Annotated in this window: 21 protein-coding genes; 19 read left to right on the forward strand and 2 right to left on the reverse strand. The window is 49.2% G+C overall.

Translation table 11 applies throughout. The annotated features are described in order from the left end of the window. Window positions 1-60: 60 nt before the first annotated feature. Window positions 61-237, forward strand: a complete 177-nt coding sequence (gene rpsU, locus BKD12_RS09870) for a 30S ribosomal protein S21 (RefSeq protein ID WP_004054229.1) — start codon at window positions 61-63, stop codon at window positions 235-237. 171 nt (window positions 238-408) lie between these two features. After that, on the forward strand, window positions 409-1,650 hold the full coding sequence (locus tag BKD12_RS09875) for an aspartate aminotransferase family protein (RefSeq protein ID WP_070089149.1): 1,242 nt from the start codon (window positions 409-411) through the stop codon (window positions 1,648-1,650). Here the strand turns inward: BKD12_RS09875 and BKD12_RS09880 are convergent. Then, window positions 1,647-2,222, reverse strand: coding sequence for a Maf family protein (locus BKD12_RS09880; RefSeq protein ID WP_176730957.1), 576 nt, complete (start codon window positions 2,220-2,222; stop codon window positions 1,647-1,649). The genes BKD12_RS09875 and BKD12_RS09880 overlap by 4 nt on opposite strands. A 200-nt stretch (window positions 2,223-2,422) precedes the next feature. Here BKD12_RS09880 and BKD12_RS09885 point away from each other — a divergent pair, with 200 nt between their 5' ends. The 5 genes from BKD12_RS09885 to BKD12_RS09905 are packed head-to-tail and all read left to right on the forward strand — an operon-like array spanning window position 2,423 to window position 6,587. Then, window positions 2,423-3,136, forward strand: coding sequence for a pentapeptide repeat-containing protein (locus BKD12_RS09885; protein WP_242872754.1), 714 nt, complete (start codon window positions 2,423-2,425; stop codon window positions 3,134-3,136). 1 nt (window position 3,137) lies between these two features. Beyond that, a complete protein-coding gene (locus BKD12_RS09890; protein ID WP_070089150.1) occupies window positions 3,138-4,838 on the forward strand; it encodes an ABC-ATPase domain-containing protein in 1,701 nt (566 codons plus the stop codon). Between the two features lie 56 nt (window positions 4,839-4,894). Next, a complete protein-coding gene (gene rsmD, locus BKD12_RS09895) occupies window positions 4,895-5,464 on the forward strand; it encodes a 16S rRNA (guanine(966)-N(2))-methyltransferase RsmD (protein ID WP_070089151.1) in 570 nt (189 codons plus the stop codon). Next, entirely contained in the window at window positions 5,458-5,955 is a 498-nt protein-coding gene (gene coaD / locus BKD12_RS09900) for a pantetheine-phosphate adenylyltransferase (RefSeq protein ID WP_070089152.1), read from the forward strand. The genes rsmD and coaD overlap by 7 nt, the downstream gene beginning before the upstream one ends. After that, complete coding sequence (locus BKD12_RS09905; protein WP_070089153.1) at window positions 5,952-6,587, forward strand: ATPase; 636 nt, start codon at window positions 5,952-5,954, stop codon at window positions 6,585-6,587. Before coaD ends, BKD12_RS09905 begins: the two co-directional genes overlap by 4 nt. Window positions 6,588-6,624: 37 nt before the next feature. Here BKD12_RS09905 and BKD12_RS09910 read toward each other — a convergent pair whose 3' ends face one another. Then, complete coding sequence (locus tag BKD12_RS09910; RefSeq protein ID WP_070089154.1) at window positions 6,625-7,554, reverse strand: nucleoside recognition domain-containing protein; 930 nt, start codon at window positions 7,552-7,554, stop codon at window positions 6,625-6,627. A gap of 117 nt (window positions 7,555-7,671) precedes the next feature. Here BKD12_RS09910 and BKD12_RS09915 point away from each other — a divergent pair, with 117 nt between their 5' ends. The 12 genes from BKD12_RS09915 to hisG all read left to right on the forward strand — a co-directional run bounded on the left by BKD12_RS09915 (window position 7,672) and on the right by hisG (window position 19,644). Continuing rightward, the gene (locus BKD12_RS09915; protein ID WP_070089155.1) at window positions 7,672-9,120 is read left to right on the forward strand and encodes an aminoacyl-histidine dipeptidase; all 1,449 of its coding nucleotides are present in this window, start codon (window positions 7,672-7,674) and stop codon (window positions 9,118-9,120) included. A gap of 82 nt (window positions 9,121-9,202) precedes the next feature. Beyond that, window positions 9,203-9,946, forward strand: coding sequence for a M23 family metallopeptidase (locus BKD12_RS09920; protein WP_083262923.1), 744 nt, complete (start codon window positions 9,203-9,205; stop codon window positions 9,944-9,946). 67 nt (window positions 9,947-10,013) lie between these two features. Then, window positions 10,014-11,423 (forward strand): RsmF rRNA methyltransferase first C-terminal domain-containing protein, encoded by a 1,410-nt coding sequence (locus BKD12_RS09925; protein ID WP_070089157.1) that lies wholly within the window; start codon window positions 10,014-10,016, stop codon window positions 11,421-11,423. Then, window positions 11,420-12,154: a pseudouridine synthase gene (locus tag BKD12_RS09930; RefSeq protein ID WP_070089158.1), complete on the forward strand. Its 735-nt coding sequence runs from the start codon at window positions 11,420-11,422 to the stop codon at window positions 12,152-12,154. Before BKD12_RS09925 ends, BKD12_RS09930 begins: the two co-directional genes overlap by 4 nt. Then, the gene (locus tag BKD12_RS09935; protein WP_083262924.1) at window positions 12,123-12,809 is read left to right on the forward strand and encodes an HAD family hydrolase; all 687 of its coding nucleotides are present in this window, start codon (window positions 12,123-12,125) and stop codon (window positions 12,807-12,809) included. The genes BKD12_RS09930 and BKD12_RS09935 overlap by 32 nt, the downstream gene beginning before the upstream one ends. Then, window positions 12,806-14,716: a YgiQ family radical SAM protein gene (locus BKD12_RS09940; protein ID WP_070089159.1), complete on the forward strand. Its 1,911-nt coding sequence runs from the start codon at window positions 12,806-12,808 to the stop codon at window positions 14,714-14,716. Before BKD12_RS09935 ends, BKD12_RS09940 begins: the two co-directional genes overlap by 4 nt. Further along, the gene (locus tag BKD12_RS09945) at window positions 14,713-15,477 is read left to right on the forward strand and encodes an SDR family NAD(P)-dependent oxidoreductase (RefSeq protein ID WP_070089160.1); all 765 of its coding nucleotides are present in this window, start codon (window positions 14,713-14,715) and stop codon (window positions 15,475-15,477) included. The genes BKD12_RS09940 and BKD12_RS09945 overlap by 4 nt, the downstream gene beginning before the upstream one ends. Window positions 15,478-15,512: 35 nt before the next feature. Continuing rightward, window positions 15,513-16,085 carry a hypothetical protein gene (locus BKD12_RS09950; protein ID WP_070089161.1) on the forward strand — a complete coding sequence of 191 codons (573 nt, stop codon included), beginning with the start codon at window positions 15,513-15,515 and terminating at the stop codon, window positions 16,083-16,085. 47 nt (window positions 16,086-16,132) lie between these two features. Then, window positions 16,133-17,158, forward strand: coding sequence for an RluA family pseudouridine synthase (locus tag BKD12_RS09955; protein ID WP_070089162.1), 1,026 nt, complete (start codon window positions 16,133-16,135; stop codon window positions 17,156-17,158). Continuing rightward, window positions 17,116-17,664: a Holliday junction resolvase RecU gene (locus BKD12_RS09960; RefSeq protein ID WP_070089163.1), complete on the forward strand. Its 549-nt coding sequence runs from the start codon at window positions 17,116-17,118 to the stop codon at window positions 17,662-17,664. The genes BKD12_RS09955 and BKD12_RS09960 overlap by 43 nt, the downstream gene beginning before the upstream one ends. An 80-nt stretch (window positions 17,665-17,744) precedes the next feature. Then, window positions 17,745-18,998: an ATP phosphoribosyltransferase regulatory subunit gene (gene hisZ, locus BKD12_RS09965; protein ID WP_070089164.1), complete on the forward strand. Its 1,254-nt coding sequence runs from the start codon at window positions 17,745-17,747 to the stop codon at window positions 18,996-18,998. A gap of 4 nt (window positions 18,999-19,002) precedes the next feature. Then, window positions 19,003-19,644, forward strand: a complete 642-nt coding sequence (hisG, locus tag BKD12_RS09970; RefSeq protein WP_070089165.1) for an ATP phosphoribosyltransferase — start codon at window positions 19,003-19,005, stop codon at window positions 19,642-19,644. The last annotated feature ends 6 nt before the right edge of the window (window positions 19,645-19,650 follow it).

Consider the following 19,650-nt stretch of genomic DNA (forward strand, 5'->3'; position numbering starts at 1 on the left):
TATACCCGAACAGTCATATGATGCACAATATAGGACTGGAGGGAGGTTAGGTGTGAGAGTATGTCAAATGTAATCGTGAAAGAAAACGAGACATTGGATAGTGCTTTACGCAGATTCAAAAGAAACTGTGCGAAGGCAGGTATTCAGCAGGAGATTCGTAAGAGAGAACATTACGAAAAACCAAGCGTTAGACGTAAAAAGAAATCTGAAGCTGCTAGAAAGCGTAAGTATAACTAGAAAAGGATTTTAAGAATAAGAAAGAACATAAAGTTATACGAAATATGTCAGGCAGAGACGCCGTATCGGAAGATGCGACGTCTCTTTTTCTTTTTAAGTCATCTTAGTGTGTTATACCGGGAAGACAGCAGCGGAACAATGAACCGGACGCCGGGAAGGAGGAGACGAACTATGAGATTAAGAGACACGGGACTTACAGCAGAGGAATTAAAGGAAATGGTAAATAAGTATATGGTGGAAACCTATGAACGCTATGATTTTATTGCAGAGCGTGCCGAGGGAATGTATCTGTATGACGAAAAGGGAATGCCTTATCTGGATTTTTATGGCGGCGTCGCAGTCAACAGCCCTGGAAACTGCAACCCGGAAGTTGTAAAGGCCGCCAAGGACCAGGTGGATGATATCATGCATACATTCAACTACCCATATACGATCCCGCAGGCACTGCTGGCAAAAAAGGTTTGTGAAACCATTGGCATGGATAAGATCTTCTATCAGAATTCCGGAACAGAAGCGAACGAATGTATGATCAAGATGGCGAGAAAATATGGTACTGACCACTATGGGCCTGAGAAATACCACATCATTACTGCAAAGAAGGGCTTCCACGGCAGAACCTTTGGCTCCATGGCGGCTACCGGACAGCCGGATACGGCGATCCAGCAGGGGTTCGGGCCAATGCTGGAAGGTTTTTCCTATGCAAGATATAACGATCTTAACGACTTCGCTTCCAAGGTTACAGAGAATACCATCGCAATCATGATCGAGCCCGTACAGGGTGAAGGCGGAGTGTATCCTGCCACTCAGGAGTTTATGGAGGGACTGCGGAAGCTGTGCGACGAAAAAGGCCTTCTGCTTCTCCTGGACGAGGTGCAGACCGGATGGGGGCGTACCGGCACACCAATGGCCTATATGGGGTATGGCGTGAAGCCGGATATTGTGTCTATGGCAAAGGCCATGGGAGGCGGGATGCCGATCGGAGCCTGCTGTGCGACTGACGAGGTGGCACGGGTATTTACAGCGGGGACTCATGGGTCTACCTATGCCGGCCATGCAGTTGCCTGCGCGGCAGCCCTTGCCTCTGTTACGGAAATTCTCGATAAGGATCTAAGTGGAAATGCAAGACGAGTAGGGCGATATCTGAAGCAGGAACTGTCAAAGCTTCCCCATGTAAAAGAAGTCCGTGGAAAAGGACTTTTGGTAGGATGTGAATATGATATTCCGATCGCGGCAGAGGTAAAGCATGAAGCGCTGGAAAGAAGAGTCCTGTTCACAGCGATCGGAGACAGTGTCAACCGTATGGTCCCGCCGCTGATCGCCACTAAAAAAGATGTGGATCAGCTGATCCGCGTGATGAGAGAGTCCATTGACGAAGCAGCGGCGAAATATCTGGACATGAAGATGGCCGGCTAATCAGGAAATGTTTTCAGCTCCTGATAAAGGCGGGCGATTGGCAGGCCTACTACGTTATTATAGTCGCCGTGGATCTTTTTTACGTGGATGGCAAAAGGCCCCTGGATCCCGTAAGCGCCGGCTTTGTCCAGCGGGTCTTTTGAGTCTGCGTAAGCCAGGAGGTCAGCCCGGTCTATGGGATAAAAGGTAACATCTGTTTTCTCATAAAAGCTGCGGATGACAGGAGCGCCTCCATGGCTGAAAACTAAAGTGACACCGGTGTAGACCTGATGGGTACGGCCTGCCAGGAGACTCAGCATATCCAGGGCCTCCTCTTCGCCGGCAGGTTTTCCCAGGATCTCGCCGCGGTAGACTACGATGGTGTCGGCTCCAATGACAGTCTTACCCACAGGGGTTAATTTCTGGTAAACATCCCATGCTTTCTGGAAGGAAAGATCCTTTACGATGGCATGGGGACTTTTTTTTCTGATAATTTCATTGACTTGAGAAGGAACTGTTTCGAAGGCAAAACCTGCCTGAGAGAGCAGTTCTTTTCTGCGTGGAGACGCAGAAGCTAAAATATATTTCATGATTGGTTCTTCATCCTTTCTGAATCCGGATCGTATCCGGAAGAATTTGTCTGTTCTTTTATCATAGACATAAACGGCGGAAGAAATCAAGACTGGTTTTTATTCCTGTCTTTTCGGCCGAAAATTCTGATTTGCAGTGTTGTTAGTGAACAGGGATCTGTGCTAGAATGTATGTGATCAAAAAAGTGATGGGGGGCGTTTGTATGGCCGGCCAGATGGAGATATTGACAAGAGAAGAGCTTGAGGAAGCGGTTTTAAAGAGAAAGCCCGGAGAGCGGATTTCTTTTCGGGAACGGGAATTTGAGCCGATGGATCTGACGGGATGGGATCTTAGCAACATGGATTTTACGCTGTCCTCATTTCAGAATGTGATTTTAAATCAAGTGAATTTTTCCGGGAGCAGTGTAGAAAATGCATTGTTTGACGGATGCTCTCTGCATGGAGCTGATTTTCAGGATGCGAATATGAAGACTGCGTCCTTCCGTTATTGTGATATGGGAGAGTGTAATATTAAAGGAGCCAATCTCTTTGGCGCGGTTCTGGAGTATGCGGATCTGACGGAGATCCAGTCGGATAAATCAACGCAGTGGTTCCGGATGCGGTGCCCGGAGAAGGGAGCGTTTCTGGGATATAAAAAATGCTTCAACGACCGGCTGGTACAGCTGCTGATTCCTGCGGACGCAAAGCGGACATCAGCGACATTGCCGTCCTGCCGGTGCAGCAAGGCAAAGGTTCTGACCATCAAAAGCTTTGATTATAAAGAGAATTATGACGAAGCCTGGTCCCTGGTGGATGAAAATTTCATCTACAAAAAGGGAGAGTGGGTAGAGGTCAGGGATTTTAACGAAAACAGATGGATGGATTCCACAACAGGGATTCATTTCTGGATGACAAGGGAAGAGGCAAAGGCGTATTGATATGAAAACAGCAGAAGATTTAAGACAGTTATTGACAAGGATTGACCGGAAAGGATACCCGGCATATAAGGATACAAAAGGAATATACCGTTTTCAGGGATTTGTGCTTGGGATCGATCATGTACAGGGAGACCCGTTTGCGGCACCGTCCAGGCTTCACGTAGAGGTAGGAGGGAAAACGGCAGGTTTTCCGGAAAGACTTTATGATAAGGAGCATAAAAGGATTGCGCTGCAGGATGAATTGATCCGTCAGTTTTCCCGGGCGTCGGGGAAATATTCATTCCAGGCAAAAGGCTCCGGGAAAAGCGGGCTTTTAAGCGTAACCCGGTGCGGACAGGAGGTACTGGAAAGAAGCGCCTGCACCATAGATGAGAAATCCGGGGATGTGGTGCTTAGATTTGAAGTGGGATTTCCGGCCAATGGAAGAACCATTAACGCCAGGGAGCTTTCAAAGATCTTGTTTGAATTCTTGCCGCAGTGTGTTCAGAAGTCCTGCCTGTATCGGAATCTGGATGAAAGAAAGACAGAGCAGATCATGGAGCTTGCGGAGGACCAGGCGTATATCCGCCGGGAACTGGCGAAAAGAGGGCTGATCGCTTTTGTGGCGGATGGTGCGGTGCTCCCGAGAGAGTCCGGCATTTCCCAGAGGCCTATGAAGGGAGCAGTGCCATTTCAGTCTCCGGAGACCATGCGGGTAGAGATGGATCTGCCATATCATGGGAAGATCACAGGTATGGGGATCAAAAAAGGGATTACCCTCATCGTCGGCGGGGGATATCATGGAAAGTCCACGCTTTTAAAGGCTCTTGAGCTTTGTGTCTATCCCCATATAGCGGGAGACGGCAGAGAATATGTAGTGACCGATCCGGATGCGGTGAAGATCCGGGCAGAAGACGGACGCAGCATCAAGCATACGGATATTTCAATGTTTATCAATGATCTGCCGAATAAAAAGGATACGCATGCATTTTATACGGAGGATGCCAGCGGCAGCACCTCCCAGGCGGCCAATGTGGTAGAGGCCATGGAGGCGGGAGCATCTGCGTTTCTGATTGACGAGGATACCAGCGCTACCAACTTTATGGTGAGGGACGAGCTGATGCAGCAGGTGATCCATCGGGATATGGAGCCGATCACACCGTTTATTGAGCGTGCGGGAGCCTTGTATGAAAGGCAGGGGATCTCGACCATTCTGGTGGCGGGAAGCTCGGGAGCATATTTCCAGATTGCGGATCAGATTGTGCAGATGGACAGGTATGTGCCAAAGGATATTACAGAAAAGGCAAAAAAAGCAGCCGAGAGTTATCCGGCGTTACACTTCCCGGAGACTCCGGTGAAGCTTCCGGGTTTCCAGCGCAGGCCGAAGTCGAATCCGGGCATTTATCATAAAGGAAGGATCAAGCTTAAGACCATGGGAAGAGATGGAATTTCGGTTGGAAATGAGCACATTGATCTGCGTTATGTGGAGCAGCTGGCGGACAGCGAACAGCTGACCTGCCTGGGATATATGGTAAAATTTGCAGAAGAAAAGCTGCTGGACGGAAAACGGACAGTCAGAGAGATTGTCGAAGAAATTTACCGGCTTATTGAAGAGCAGGGGCTGGAAGTTCTGACAGGAAAAGATCTGCCGGGCAACTTAGGCCTTCCAAGGAAAGAAGAGCTTTATGCCTGCATTGACCGGTACCGGGGACTGCGCCTGTAAGATTCCACGGGGCGGAAGTCCGAAAAAGACAGAACATAGGAGGAGTATGGATAATTATGAGAGTGATCGCAGGAAGTGCCCGGCGCACACAGCTTAAAACGGTGGAAGGGCTGTCCACCAGGCCTACGACCGACCGTATCAAGGAAACGCTTTTTAATATGATCGCCCCTTATCTCTATGACTGCGTGTTCCTGGATCTGTTTGCGGGAAGCGGAGCCATCGGGATCGAAGCACTAAGCAGGGGAGCCATGGAAGCGGTGTTTGTGGAGCAGGACCGGAAGGCTATGTCGTGTGTTAAAGAAAATCTAAAAAGGACCCATCTGGAGGCGCGGGCGCTGACCATGACCATGGATGTGATGACAGCGCTTTATAAGCTGGAGGGCGAAAAGCAGTTTGACTACATTTTCATGGACCCGCCTTATGGGAAAGAATGGGAGAAAAAAGTGCTGGCCTATCTTGCCGGATCAGATCTGATCGCCGATAAAGGGGTGGTGATCGTGGAAGCTTCACTGGAGACAGATCTGGAGTATGTCGGAGATCTGGGATATGATATATTGAAAACCAAAGTGTATAAGACAAATAAGCATGTGTTTCTCACACCATCGGGGAGGAAAGAGATATGTTAAAGGGGATATATCCGGGAAGTTTTGACCCGGTCACCTTCGGGCATCAGGACATCATCAGAAGGTCTGCGGGACTGGTGGATGAATTAATTGTCGGAGTGCTGAATAATAAAGCAAAAAGCCCGTTGTTTTCTGTAAAAGAACGTGTTAGAATGTTAAATGAAGTAACAAAAGATATGCCAAATGTCAGAATTGTACCTTTTGAGGGATTGTTGGTAGATTTTGCGCGAAGGTCGGGCGCCTCTGTTGTGATCCGTGGACTTCGGGCGATCACTGATTTTGAGTATGAGCTTCAGATGGCCCAGACAAATCATAAGATGGAACCAGAGATTGAGACCATATTTCTGACCACCAGTCTGGATTATTCTTACCTGAGCTCTACTACGGTGAAGGAAGTGGCAGCTTTTGGAGGGGATATTTCTCAGTTTGTACCGGAATTTGTAGCAGACTGTATGAAAGAGAAAATGAATTTAAAAGGAGAGTGTAAATTATGAGCAGCCGTATTGAACAGATTATTGAAGAAATCGAGGAGTACATCGACAGCTGTAAATTTCAGCCCTTGTCCACATCCAAGATCATCGTGAATAAAGACCAGATGGACGAGATGTTAAGGGAGCTCAGGATGAAGACTCCTGATGAGATAAAACGTTACCAGAAGATCATTGCAAATAAGGATGCGATCCTTGCGGATGCACAGGCTAAAGCAGACAGCATGATCGAAGAGGCACAGATCCACACAAATGAACTGGTGAGCGAGCATGAGATCATGCAGCAGGCGTATGCCCAGGCAAATGAGATCGTGACTGCCGCTACAGAACAGGCGCAGCAGATTCTGGATAATGCCACCAGCGACGCCAACGATATCCGGATCGGGGCTATGCAGTATACCGATGATCTGCTGGCCAATGCGGAAAGTATTATCGGACATACTCTGGACAGCTATACCACCAAATATGACGGTCTGGTTAATTCTTTACAGGAATGCTATGACATGGTACGCAATAACCGTTCCGAACTGGAGATCCCGGAACAGTCTTCCAGGGGACTGGAAGCTGAGTACGGATCCGAGGAAACAGTTCCGGAACAGGAGGAATATGATCTGAGCGAAAATATTGAACTGGAGTAGGTGAAGCGCAGGAGAGGGGATTCTCCTGGAGATTACCTTAAAAAATCAGAAGAAAGAGACAGGAAAGAAAGCTGGTTGCCGCTGCGGTGACCAGCTTTTCTGCGAAATACGGCATAATTTTAAGAGGTGTCCCTTTTAGGATGGACGCTGTCTGAGCGAGACAGCAGAAGCCGCCAAAGGAAGTAAGGAAAGCGGCGGAGGCGTAACGGACAGGAAACGGAAGCTCAAGAGAGCATATGTACCGGACGCCGGTGGTCATTTCCAGGGAAGGGAGCAAAAACAGTCGGGCGGAAAGCGGGAGTCCGGGAATCTGTTCCGCAAGGGAAAACAGAATGGAAAACAGCAGAATATAGCCGCCGATCCGGGTGATGTTTTCAATGGCATCCATGATACAGCCGTCTGCCAGGCCTTCATTTCCTGTATTAGAAGGAGGATCCGCCATCTTCTCTGGCAAAGCAGGATGGGGGACATGGAGAAGCCGCCGGAAGACCATGCTGAAAAACATCGGTACTCCCAGGAGCAGAAGAAGCGTAGGGGCAGCCAGAGAGGGCGCTTTCAGGCATTGCCATACCAGGAAGCTTACGATGAACCCGGGGCTGGTATTGTTGCAGAACGAAAGCAGGTAGCTTGCTTCAGAAAGGCTGATCCGTCCTTCACGCAGAAGATCTGCCGTGACCTTGCCGCCCATGGGATAGCCGCACAGAAATCCGGTCAGCATGACAAAAGAGCCATAGGGGGATACCCGGAAAAACCGTCCGAGAACAGGGGTCAAAAGCCTGGCCAGCACCCGCGCCGCATCTGTACGGATGAGGAAATTCGAGACGATCAGGAAGGGAAGAAGCGTGGGAAGAACGGTCCGGAACCAGAGAAGCAGACCGTTTTCAGCTCCTCTGAATACTGTTTGTGGAAAGAGAAGGAGCAGTAGGAAAAACAGGAGGGTAGACAAGGTATACAAGAGCCGTTTCATTTTTTCGATCCTCCTGTAAGATTTCTTTTTCAATTTTATGGGGAAGGTTGATTTTTTATGCCAGATGTTCCATAATAGAGCGTAGAGAAATTATCAAAAGAAGAGAGGTAAATAGAAATGGCAGTATTAGACAATCTTGAGCCAAAACAGGTATTTCATTTCTTTGAAGAGCTGTGCAAAATTCCGCACGCCACCTTTGACACAAAAAGGATCAGTGACTATTGTGTCGCATTTGCGAAAGAGAGGGGCTTGGAGGTTTCCCAGGACGAGGTAAACAATGTCATCATCAAAAAGCCGGGAACACCCGGATATGAGGACAGTGAGCCGGTGATCCTTCAGGGGCATCTGGATATGATCTGTGAAAAGACTCCGGATTCCGATCACGATTTTACGAAGGACGGACTGGACCTTTATGTGGAAGATGGATATGTGCGGGCAAGAAATACCTCACTTGGGGGAGATGACGGAATTGCGGTTGCAATGGCAATGGCAGTCCTGGACAGCAAGGATATCCCGCATCCGCCGATCGAAGCGGTATTTACCGTGGATGAAGAGCTGGGAATGGGCGGCGCGGAAGCTGTCGATCTTTCACAGCTGAAAGGAAAGATGCTGATCAACATCGATTCCGAAGAAGAAGGCATCCTGACCACAGGATGTGCCGGAGGTATCTTCTATAAGACAGTGATCCCGATGAAGAAGGAAGCAGCCGAAGGATCCCTGGTAAAGATCAGGATTCACGGACTCCTGGGCGGACATTCCGGAAATGAGATCCATAAGCAGAGAGGAAATGCCAATAAGATGATGGGCAGGCTTCTGTATCGACTGGGGAAAGAGACAGACCTGCGCCTGACAGAAATTGCCGGAGGAAGCAAAGATAATGTCATTACCATGAACTGTGAGGCGGGCGTGCTGGTTCCTGCAGAACAGGCAGAAAAAGTAGAGGCGATGACAGAAGAGATGAAGCAGATCTGGCTGGATGAGTTTATGGGTGAAGAACCGACGCTGGCTGTAGATTATCAGACAGATAAAAATGTACATATAGATGCATATGACAAGGATTCTACAACAAGAGTCATTACCTATCTGGAAATCTGTCCGAATGGCTTACAGGAATACAGCCGCAAGCTGAAGGGCATCGTAGAGTCTTCCCTGAACCTTGGCGTGATCGAATGTGACGATACTTCCGTGACCACACAGTATCTGATCCGCAGCTCTGTAGAAAGCAGAAAACAGCAGATGCGTGAACAGGTAGAGCTGAGTGCGATCATTGCCGGCGGAAAAGGCGAGACCACAGGAGAGTATCCGGCATGGCAGTTTAAACCGGATTCCAAGCTCCGCCCGCTGATGATCGAAACCTACAAAGAGCTGTACGGAGAAGAACCAGTGGTTTCTGCAGTACATGCAGGTCTGGAATGCGGACTCTTCCTTGGAAAGCGTCCGGATCTGGACTGCGTTTCCTGCGGACCAAACCTTCTGGATATCCATTCCTTTAATGAGCATCTGGACATTGCGTCCACACAGAGAACCTGGGAATATCTCCTGGCGATTTTAAAGAAGTGCAAATAAGAAAACGCAGAGTGTCACTCTGAGAAAATCAGACCGGCCTTTTAAGGCCGGTCTTTTTGTATGTCTTTTTGCATATACTGGCATGGATAAAAAAGAAATGGAAGAGAGCAGTGTGCAATACCGTGTTTATAAAAATTATATCATTCTGCTATGTCTCCTATCTCTGTTTTGTGTGCTGGGGATCGGGAACTGTCTGGAAAAGAGCAGAAGTTTCGAGCTGGGGAAACAGGCGCTTTCAGATGCAGAATACCGGAGGGGATTCTTCAGTGATGAGATGTGGAAGAATGTGGATGAGCTGTCTCCTGAGTGCAAAACCCTTCTGAAAAATGTGGAAAACGAAGCGGTTTATTTCCCGATTCCAGACTCCGCTGTGGATAAGTCTCTGAAAATTTCCTATACAGATTCCTGGATGAGCGAGCGCAGTTATGGGGGGACATCGGGCCATGAAGGCACGGATATCATGGCGCTTCGCAATGAGAGAGGGATTTATCCTGTCTTAAGTATTTCGGATGGAACGGTGACAAATCTGGGATGGCTGGAAAAAGGAGGCTACCGGATCGGCATCACTTCATATAGTGGTACTTATTACTACTACGCTCATCTGGAGAGCTATTCCAACCTGAAAGAAGGAGATGTGGTGGAGGCAGGGGAGCTTCTTGGATATATGGGAGATTCAGGATATGGTCCGGAAGGGACGGTGGGACAGTTTGACGTGCACCTGCATTTTGGAATTTATCTTTACCGGGATGGCAGTGAGATCAGCTTTAATCCATATTATCTTCTTAAGTATCTGGAAAAACATAAATTAAAATATGCATATTCCTAGAGTTATGAAAAGGAATGTGTTATACTCTAATATGTATGTGCCTAAAAATCGGAACTGGAGGAATGTTATGAATCTGCCTCTCGTATTTGAAGAAAAGATGAGAAATCTCTTAAAAGAGGAATTTGACGCATATATTGCCTGTTATGAAGAACCCAGGTATTATGGGCTTCGGGTCAATACCCGGAAACTTTCCGCGGCAGAGTTTGAAAAAATCTGTCCTTTTGCGGTCCGTCCGGTGCCGTGGATCCATAATGGGTTTTATTATGACGGGGAAGCTGTATCGCCTGCAAAGCATCCCTATTATTTTGCCGGGCTTTATTACCTGCAGGAACCAAGCGCCATGACGCCGGCCAGCCGCCTTCCGGTAGAGCCGGGGGACCGGGTACTGGATCTGTGTGCCGCGCCGGGAGGAAAGGCTACGGAACTGGGGGCAAGACTTGGAGGCGAAGGTCTTCTTGTTGCAAATGATATCAGCAGCTCCCGGGCAAAGGGGCTTCTCAAGAATATCGAGGTCTTCGGGATCGGCAATGTACTGGTGTCCTGCGAGGAGCCAGGCAGGCTGGAGCAGTTTTTCCCGGAGTATTTTGATAAAATTCTGATCGACGCGCCCTGCTCCGGAGAGGGGATGTTCCGGAAGGACCGGAAGATGGTAAAAGCATGGGAGGAACACGGACCGGAATTTTTCAGCAACATCCAGAAAAGCCTGATCCTCCAGGCGGCCCGGATGCTAAAGCCGGGAGGAATGATGCTCTACTCCACCTGTACCTTTGATGAGCGCGAAAATGAACAGATCATCGCCCATCTTTTAGGTACATATCCGGAATTTCAGATTTTGCCTATAGAGCCTTATGAAGGCTTTGCATCCGGAAGGAAGGAGTGTGTACAGGGAGATGTCCAGGGAATCCAGGATACCGTGAGGATCTTCCCGCACCGGATGAAAGGAGAGGGACATTACCTGGCACTTCTCAGAAAAGGAGACGAAAAAGCAGAAGAGGAAAGAAGGACAGAGGCTGAAAGAAGGCGGCCTTTACAGACACAGCGGAAAAAAGCGCGCCTGCCGGAGGATTTTCGGGAATTCTGGCAGCATGTGACAAGGCCTCTTCACGAGGAAAGAATCGAGATCCGGGGAGACAAGCTCTATGAGATGCCGGAAGGGCTTCCGGACATTAGAGGTCTTCGGTTCTTAAGAACAGGTCTCCTATTAGGGGAACTGAAAAAGAACCGGTTTGAACCAAGCCAGGCGCTGGCCATGAATCTTAAGAAAGAGGATTATGATGCCTGCATTGACCTTCCGGCGGAGGATGAAAGAGTGCTGCGCTATCTGAAGGGGGAGACTCTGGAAGTGGAGGATCTGATCGGAGAAAAGGCGAAGGGCTGGTATCTGGTCTGTGTAGACGGGTTCCCGCTGGGCTTTGGAAAAGCAGGCAGAGGGACGCTGAAAAATAAATATCTTCCGGGATGGAGGCTGATGGGATGATGCGGCTTGACAAATTCCTGGCCAAGATGGGAGCGGGTTCCAGACAGGAAGTAAAGAGCTATATCCGAAAAGGGATGGTATCTGTGAATGGGGAGACCGTTTCACGTCCGGAGACTAAAATTGATGAAGAAAAGGATGAAATCTTTTTACAGGGGAAAAGGATTGCCTATGCGGCTTTTGAATATTATATGCTGAATAAGCCTGCAGGCGTCATATCGGCAACGGAAGACAAAAAAGAGACTACGGTGGTGGATCTTATCAGAGAGAAGAAGCGAAAGGATCTGTTTCCTGTAGGAAGGCTTGACAAGGATACAGAAGGACTGCTTCTGATTACCAATGACGGGGTGCTGGCCCACCGTCTGCTGTCTCCAAATCATCATGTGGACAAGACTTATTTTGTCCGGGTTCACGGCAGGGTGACAGAAGAGGAAGAGAAAAGCTTCCTGGCAGGCGTCAATATTGGCACCGGAGATGAAGAGGAATGGACCAGGCCCGCAAGATTGGAGATATTAAAAAGTGGGGAAGAGTCGGAGGTGCGCCTGACCATTCAGGAAGGAAAATATCACCAGATCAAGCGGATGTTCCAGGCGGTCGGGATGGAGGTACTGTACCTGAAACGGCTGTCCATGGGAAAGCTTACGCTGGATCCTGGGCTTAAGCCGGGGGAATACCGGCTGCTGACAGAAAAGGAGCTTTGCGATGTTACAGACGAAAATGCTGGAAGGCATTGACGGGATTATTTTTGATATGGATGGGACGCTGCTGGATTCTATGTGGATCTGGCCTTCTATTGATGATGATTATCTGAAAAAGTATTGCCTGAAAAAGCCGGAGCGGTTCCATGAAGCTATGGAAGGTATGAGTTATTCGGAGGTGGCTCAGTTTTTTCTGGATACCTTTCCGGAGCTTTCCTGCACCAGGCAGGAGATTATGGATGAATGGCTTCTTATGGCCCGGGAGAAATACCGCACACAGGTGTCCTTAAAAAAGGGGGCGGAAAGGTTTATTTCCAGGATGCGTTCCCAGGGAAAGAAGATCGGCATTGCAACAAGCAATGCCAGGGAGCTGACGGATGACGCGCTCCTTGCGCTGCAGATCGGAGGACTGTTTGATGTAGTGCGGACAGCCGGAGAAGCGGGAGCCGGGAAGCCGGCGCCGGACGTGTATCTGATGGTGGCCGGGGAGCTTGCGGTGGAGCCGGAGCGCTGCCTTGTCTTTGAGGATGTACCGATGGGGATCCTGGCCGGGAAAAATGCCGGCATGAGAGTCTGTGCGGTAGAAGATGATTTTTCCAGGCCGCAGGAAGAAAAAAAGCGGAAGCTGGCGGATTATTACATACAGGATTATGATGATATAGAAAAGGAAACTTACGAGGTGCTGTTATGAGTCAGGGATTTTTGCCGCTGTGCAGGAAGGATATGGAAGAGCGGGGCTGGGAACAGGTGGACTTTGTCTACGTGTGCGGAGATGCCTATGTAGATCATCCGTCCTTTGGCCATGCGGTCATCACTCGTCTCTTGGAGGCTCACGGATACAAGGTGGGGATCATTGCCCAGCCGGACTGGAAGGAAAAGACATCTGTGATGGAGTACGGCGAGCCAAGGCTTGCATTTCTGGTATCGGCGGGAAATATGGACTCCATGGTCAACCATTATTCGGTGTCGAAAAGGCCAAGAAGGACAGACGCCTATACGCCGGGAGGCGTGATGGGAAAACGGCCAGACTATGCCGCAGTGGTGTATGGCAACCTGATCCGGCAGACATATAAAAAGACGCCGGTCATTCTGGGCGGCATAGAGGCAAGTCTTCGGAGAATGGCTCACTATGATTACTGGTCAGACCGCCTGAAGCGGTCCATTCTGCTGGACTCCGGCGCAGATCTGATCTCCTACGGGATGGGGGAACGCTCCATTCTGGAGATCGCAGAAGCCCTGGAGGCAGGCATTGACGTGAAGGATCTGACCTTTATCCCGGGGACTGTTTTCCGTGCAAAGTCTCTGGACAGCGTGTATGATCCGGTCATTCTGCCGGGATTTGAGGAAATGAAGCAGGATAAGCTCCTGTATGCCAAAAGTTTTTATATCCAGTACTGCAATACAGACCCAATCAAGGGCAGATGTCTGGCAGAGCCCTATGGGGAACATCTCTACGTGGTCCAGAACCCGCCTTCCAGGCCGCTGAGCCAGGAGGAAATGGATGAGGTCTATGGATATCCCTATATGCGGACCTATCATCCCTCTTATGAGAAGGACGGAGGCGTGCCTGCGATCGCGGAAGTAAAGTTCAGCCTCATCAGCAACCGCGGATGCTTTGGAGGATGCAGCTTCTGTGCGCTGACCTTCCATCAGGGAAGGATCCTGCAGACCAGGAGCCATGAGTCCCTTCTTGACGAAGCGGTAAAGATGACCGAGGATCCGGACTTCAAAGGGTATATCCATGATGTGGGCGGCCCTACGGCGAATTTCAGGCAGCCCTCCTGTGACAAGCAGCTTCAGCACGGAGTATGCAAAAACCGGCAGTGCCTCTATCCAAAGCCATGCAGGAACTTAAAAGCGGATCATAAGGACTATGTCCGGCTGCTCCGGAAGCTGCGCGAGATCCCGAAGGTAAAGAAGGTATTCATCCGTTCGGGGATCCGGTTTGACTATGTGATGGCGGATCCGGACGATACGTTTTTCCGGGAGCTGTGTGCATATCATGTGAGCGGGCAGCTGAAAGTGGCGCCGGAGCATGTGTCCGACGCGGTGCTTTCACGGATGGGAAAGCCGGAAAATAAGGTCTATCAGGCCTTTGTAAAGAAATATAAAAGGATCAACCAGGAGCTTGGAAAAGATCAGTACCTGGTGCCTTATCTGATGTCCTCTCATCCGGGATCCACCCTGAAGGAGGCTGTTGAGCTTGCGGAATATTTACGGGACTTAGGATATATGCCGGAGCAGGTGCAGGATTTTTATCCCACACCTTCTACCATCTCCACCTGTATGTATTATACCGGTGTGGATCCAAGAGATATGAAACCGGTGTATGTGCCGAAAAATCCTCATGAAAAGGCGATGCAGCGGGCTCTGATCCAATACCGGGATCCAAAGAATTATAACCTGGTGCTGGAAGCGTTGAAAAAAGCGGGACGCATGGATCTGGTGGGCTATGACAGGCACTGCCTCCTGCGGCCAAAGAAACAGGGCGGCCAGGAAAGGCCGGGAGGAGCAGGAAAAGAAAAAGCGGGAAGAAGACCGGGAAAAGGTAAGAAAAAGACCATCCGGAATGTTCATAAAAAGAAGGGAAAGAAATGAGGATTGCATTGATCACAGGAGCTTCTTCGGGACTTGGAAAAGAGTTTGCAAAACAGATTCCAAGACTCTATAAGGGGCTTGACGAGCTCTGGGCCGTGGCAAGGAGAACGGAGAGGCTGAAGAAACTGGAGCAGGAGAGTCCTATTCCTGTCCGGATTTTTGACGGGGATCTGAACCGGGATTATATTTACGAAAGAATTGGAAAAGAGCTGGAAAAGCAAAGCGCAGATATCCGGATGCTGGTAAATGCGGCAGGTTTCGGGAAGATGGGAAAATTTGAAGATATTCCCCTTGCGGATCAGCTTTCAATGGTCGACCTGAACTGCAGAGGACTGACAAAAATGACAGGAATCTGTCTGCCGTATCTGTCCCGGGGAAGCAGGATATTAAATGTCGCATCGGCGGCGGCCTTCTCTCCGCAGCCAGGGTTTGCTGTCTATGCGGCAGGCAAGGCTTATGTGTACCGGTTTTCCACGGCGCTTAGGACAGAGCTTGTGTCCCGGGGAATCATGGTGACAGCTGTATGTCCGGGACCGGTGGATACCGAGTTCTTTCAGGTATCAGGGGAACTGCCGGGCGCTTTCAAGTCCGGTTTCCGGAAGACGGCGCCGGAGGTGGTAAAGACGGCCTTAAGGGATGCAGTCAGAGGAAGAGCAGTGTCTGTCTGCGGCGGTTCCATGAAGGCGGCAAGGCTTGGTGCGAAGATGGTGCCGGAACCATTGCTTGCATATCTGATGGGACGGGCGAATCAGATCAGATGAAACGATAGAAGAATATAAAGGGAGTGTAAAGGAACATGAAGATAGAAAAAGGACAGCCGGGATATATTAAAGCAAGAAAGTTTCGCTATCTGGTGTATGCAATTGCAGAGTTTGCCATAGTTATAGCCGTCTTTGTGCTGGGATATATGCAGACAGGAACGAAACTGAATCTTATGACAGTGCTGGCGGTAGTGGGATGCCTTCCGGCAGCCAAAATGCTGGTGGAGTTTATTACGATGGCGCCCCATAAGAGCATCTCTCCGGAGCGCTTTAAGGAACTGGAGGAGAAGGCAGGCCTTCTTACCAGAGCCTATGACCTGATCATTACCAGTACGGAAAAGGTCATGCCGGTAGAGGCGGTGATCATATCCGGCCATGTGGTCTGCGGCTATGCCAGCAGCCCGAAGACAGATGAAACAGTGCTGTCCCGCCATATTAAAACAATCCTTAAAAACAACCGCTATGACAAGATGACGGTCAAGATCTTCCACGATTATCACGCGTTTCTTGCCAGAGTGGAGGGGATGAGCAATATTGCGGCGGTACAGAAGCCGGACCGGCGTCATGACAAAAGGGTCCGGGATATTATTTTGGCAATCTCCATGTAGAGGAAGATCAGACAGATCATAACCAGGATGAAAGAGACAGAACTGATATGAGAGAAATCATCATCAAGGAAAATGAGGCCGGACAGCGGCTGGATAAATTCCTGAAAAAATATATGAAAGAGGCGCCTGCGTCCTTCTTTTACAAAATGCTGCGTAAGAAAAATATTGTATTAAACGGGAAAAAGGCCGGTGGAAACGAGAAGCTGGCCGTGGGAGACCGGGTTAAGCTTTTCCTTTCCGATGATACGATCTCTAAATTTTCTGGCGAAGCTCCGGAGAAGAGGAAGGCAGACAAAGAAAAGGCAGGCGGCGGTGCCATGGAGCTTCCACTGGAGATTATTTATGAAGATTCTCAGATTATGCTTCTGAATAAGCCGGCAGGGATGCTTTCCCAAAAAGCCGGAAAGACGGATGTGTCCATGGTAGAAGCGGTCCAGGGATATCTTTTAAGAAGCGGACAGATCACGGAGGAAGAGCTTCGCACCTTCCGCCCGTCGGTGTGCAACCGGCTGGATCGGAATACCAGCGGACTGATCACGGCAGGAAAGACGCTTGCGGCACTGCAGCAGCTAAGCCAGGTGTTCCAGGAACGGACAGTGGAGAAGTGGTATCTGTGTATCGTGAAAGGATGTGTCAGGGAAAGCGGGAGCATCCGTGGCTTTCTGACCAAGGATGAGCGGACAAACCAGGTTGCGGTGGGAAGCAGAGGAAAAACTGCAATCGAAACCGATTATGTCCCGGCAGCGTGGAACGATGAGATGACACTTCTGAAAGTTCATCTGATCACTGGGAAGACGCACCAGATCCGGGCCCATCTTGCTTCCATCGGACATCCGATCCTGGGGGATCCCAAATACGGGGACAGCCGGTGGAATGGAAGGTATCAGAAGAAATACGGGATCTGTACACAGATGCTTCATGCATGGCATCTGACTTTTCCGGTGATGGAGGCACCCCTTGAGGCAGTATCCGGGCATACATATGAAGCGCCGGTACCTGAGAAATTCTGGCAGATCATAAAGGAGACAAAATGGCAACATGGAATTCAAGAGGCCTTAGAGGTTCAACATTAGAAGAGATGGTCAACCGGACCAATGAATGGTACCTGGAAAAGGGGCTGGCACTGATCCAGAAAATTCCCACGCCGATCACACCGGTGAAGATGGATAAAGAGCACCGGCAGATCACGCTGGCATATTTTGACCAGCGCAGCACGGTAGATTATATTGGAGCCGTGCAGGGAATACCGGTGTGTTTTGATGCGAAAGAATGTGTGGCGCAGACATTTCCCCTGCAGAATATCCACGAACATCAGGTAAGGTTTATGGAGGCGTTTGAAAAGCAGGAAGGGATCGCTTTTGTTCTGATCTATTATTCTGCAAAAGATATGCTTTATTATCTCCGGTTCCGGGAATTATACGGTTTCTGGAAACGGGCGGAAGAAGGCGGCAGGAAAAGCTTCCGGATGGAAGAACTGGATCCCAGGTTTTTTATGGAGTTTTCCAGAGGATATTATATCCCCTATCTGGATGCGCTGAATCTGGATCTTAAGATTCGTGACCAGCTTGACAAAGAATAAGAAAATGCGTATAATTCTAAAAGGTTTTTAATATGGTAGCACACTAAAGTGAAATCGTTCTAAAGATAGATGGAGGATCTATGAAGAAATTACTGCATACACCAGAGGGTGTCCGGGATATTTACAACGTAGAATGTGGAAAGAAGCTGGCGCTGGAAAGCCGGTTGAAAAAAGTCTTCCACATGTACGGATATCATGATATCCAGACGCCGACATTTGAATATTTTGATGTGTTCCGCAAAGAGATCGGGACCATACCGTCCAGGGAACTCTATAAGTTTTTTGACAAGGAAGGGAATACACTGGTCCTGAGGCCGGATTTTACCCCGTCCATTGCCAGGGCAGCAGCCACCTTGTTTCAGGAGGAGCAGCTGCCGATCCGACTGTGTTATACGGGCAGTACCTTCGTCAATCATTCCAGCTATCAGGGCCGGTTAAGAGAGACTACCCAGATGGGTGCGGAACTTCTGGGGGATGATTCGGTGGAGGCGGATGCAGAGATGCTGGCACTGGTCATCGAGTCTATGCTGACCATCGGTCTGAAGGAATTCCAGCTGACTGTCAGCAATGTAGATTTCCTGCAGAGTCTGATCGAGGATGCAGATCTTGACGAGGATGCCAGGGAGCGGGTAAGAGAGCTGATTACCAACCGTAATTTTTACGGCGTGGAAGAATATCTGGAAAGCATTCAGGTGAAACGAAGCTCCAAAGAAGCATTTGGCAAGATGAATGAGCTCCTGGGAGGGGTAGATATCCTGGAAAAGGCTAAGAATATTGCCCCTAACTCAAAAGGTGTGATGGCGCTTCGCCGTCTGGAGAAGATCTATGAAATCCTGAAGCTTTATGGAGTAGAAAAGTTTGTGACATTTGATCTGAGTATGTCAGGGACCTACGGATATTATACAGGCATTATTTTCCGCGGATACACCTATGGTACGGGCGATGCTATCGTGAAAGGGGGCCGCTATGATCATCTGGTTGAAAAATTCGGAAAGAAGTCGGCCTCTATCGGATTTGCTATCGTGATTGACGAGCTGATGAAGGCATTAATCCGGCAGAAGATCAGGATCGTGTATACCAGGAAGAATACTATCGTTCTTTATGATGAAGGGCGGTTAAGAGAAGCCATCGCCCTGGCAAAGGATTTCCGCAGAAAGGCTAAAAATACAGAGCTGGTCAAGAAGTCGAAAGACAAGCTCCTGGAGGCTTATGTAGAATATGGAAAAGAGTATTATGCCGGAAATCTGATCTATATCAAAAAGTCCGGAGAGATTACCATGATCAATCTGGTAAACGGAGAGCAGAAGACCTTAAACAGTACGGATAGGAGTTAAATACATGAGATATCTGACATTTGCCCTGACGAAGGGGCGTCTGGCCAGCCAGACAATGGAACTGCTGGAAAAGATCGGGATCGACTGCGAGGAAATGAAGGACAAAGATTCCCGCAGGCTCATCTTTACAAATGAAGACCTCAAGGTACGTTTTTTCCTGGCAAAGGGACCGGATGTGCCTACTTATGTAGAGTACGGTGCGGCAGACATCGGTGTAGTGGGTAAAGACACTATACTGGAAGAAGGGCGGAAGGTTCACGAGGTGCTGGATCTGGGATTTGGGAAATGCCGGATGTGCGTCTGCGGACATCCGGATGCGGCCCATTACCTTCAGCATCATGAGCTGATCCGGGTGGCTACAAAATATCCGAATATCGCAAAGGATTATTTTTATAATACCAAGCATCAGACGGTGGAGATCATCAAGCTGAACGGCTCCATTGAGCTTGCTCCTATTGTGGGGCTGTCTGAGGTGATCGTGGATATCGTGGAGACAGGTTCTACATTAAAGGAGAATGGCCTGAAGGTGCTGGAAGAGGTGTGCCCCCTGTCTGCAAGGATGATCGTAAATCCGGTAAGTCTTAGAATGGAAAATGACAGGATCAAGGAGATCCTGACCATGCTGCGGGCGCACGTGATGGTCTAGAAAATG

This window comes from Merdimonas faecis (genome assembly GCF_001754075.1).
Taxonomy (GTDB): Bacteria; Bacillota; Clostridia; order Lachnospirales; family Lachnospiraceae; genus Merdimonas; species Merdimonas faecis.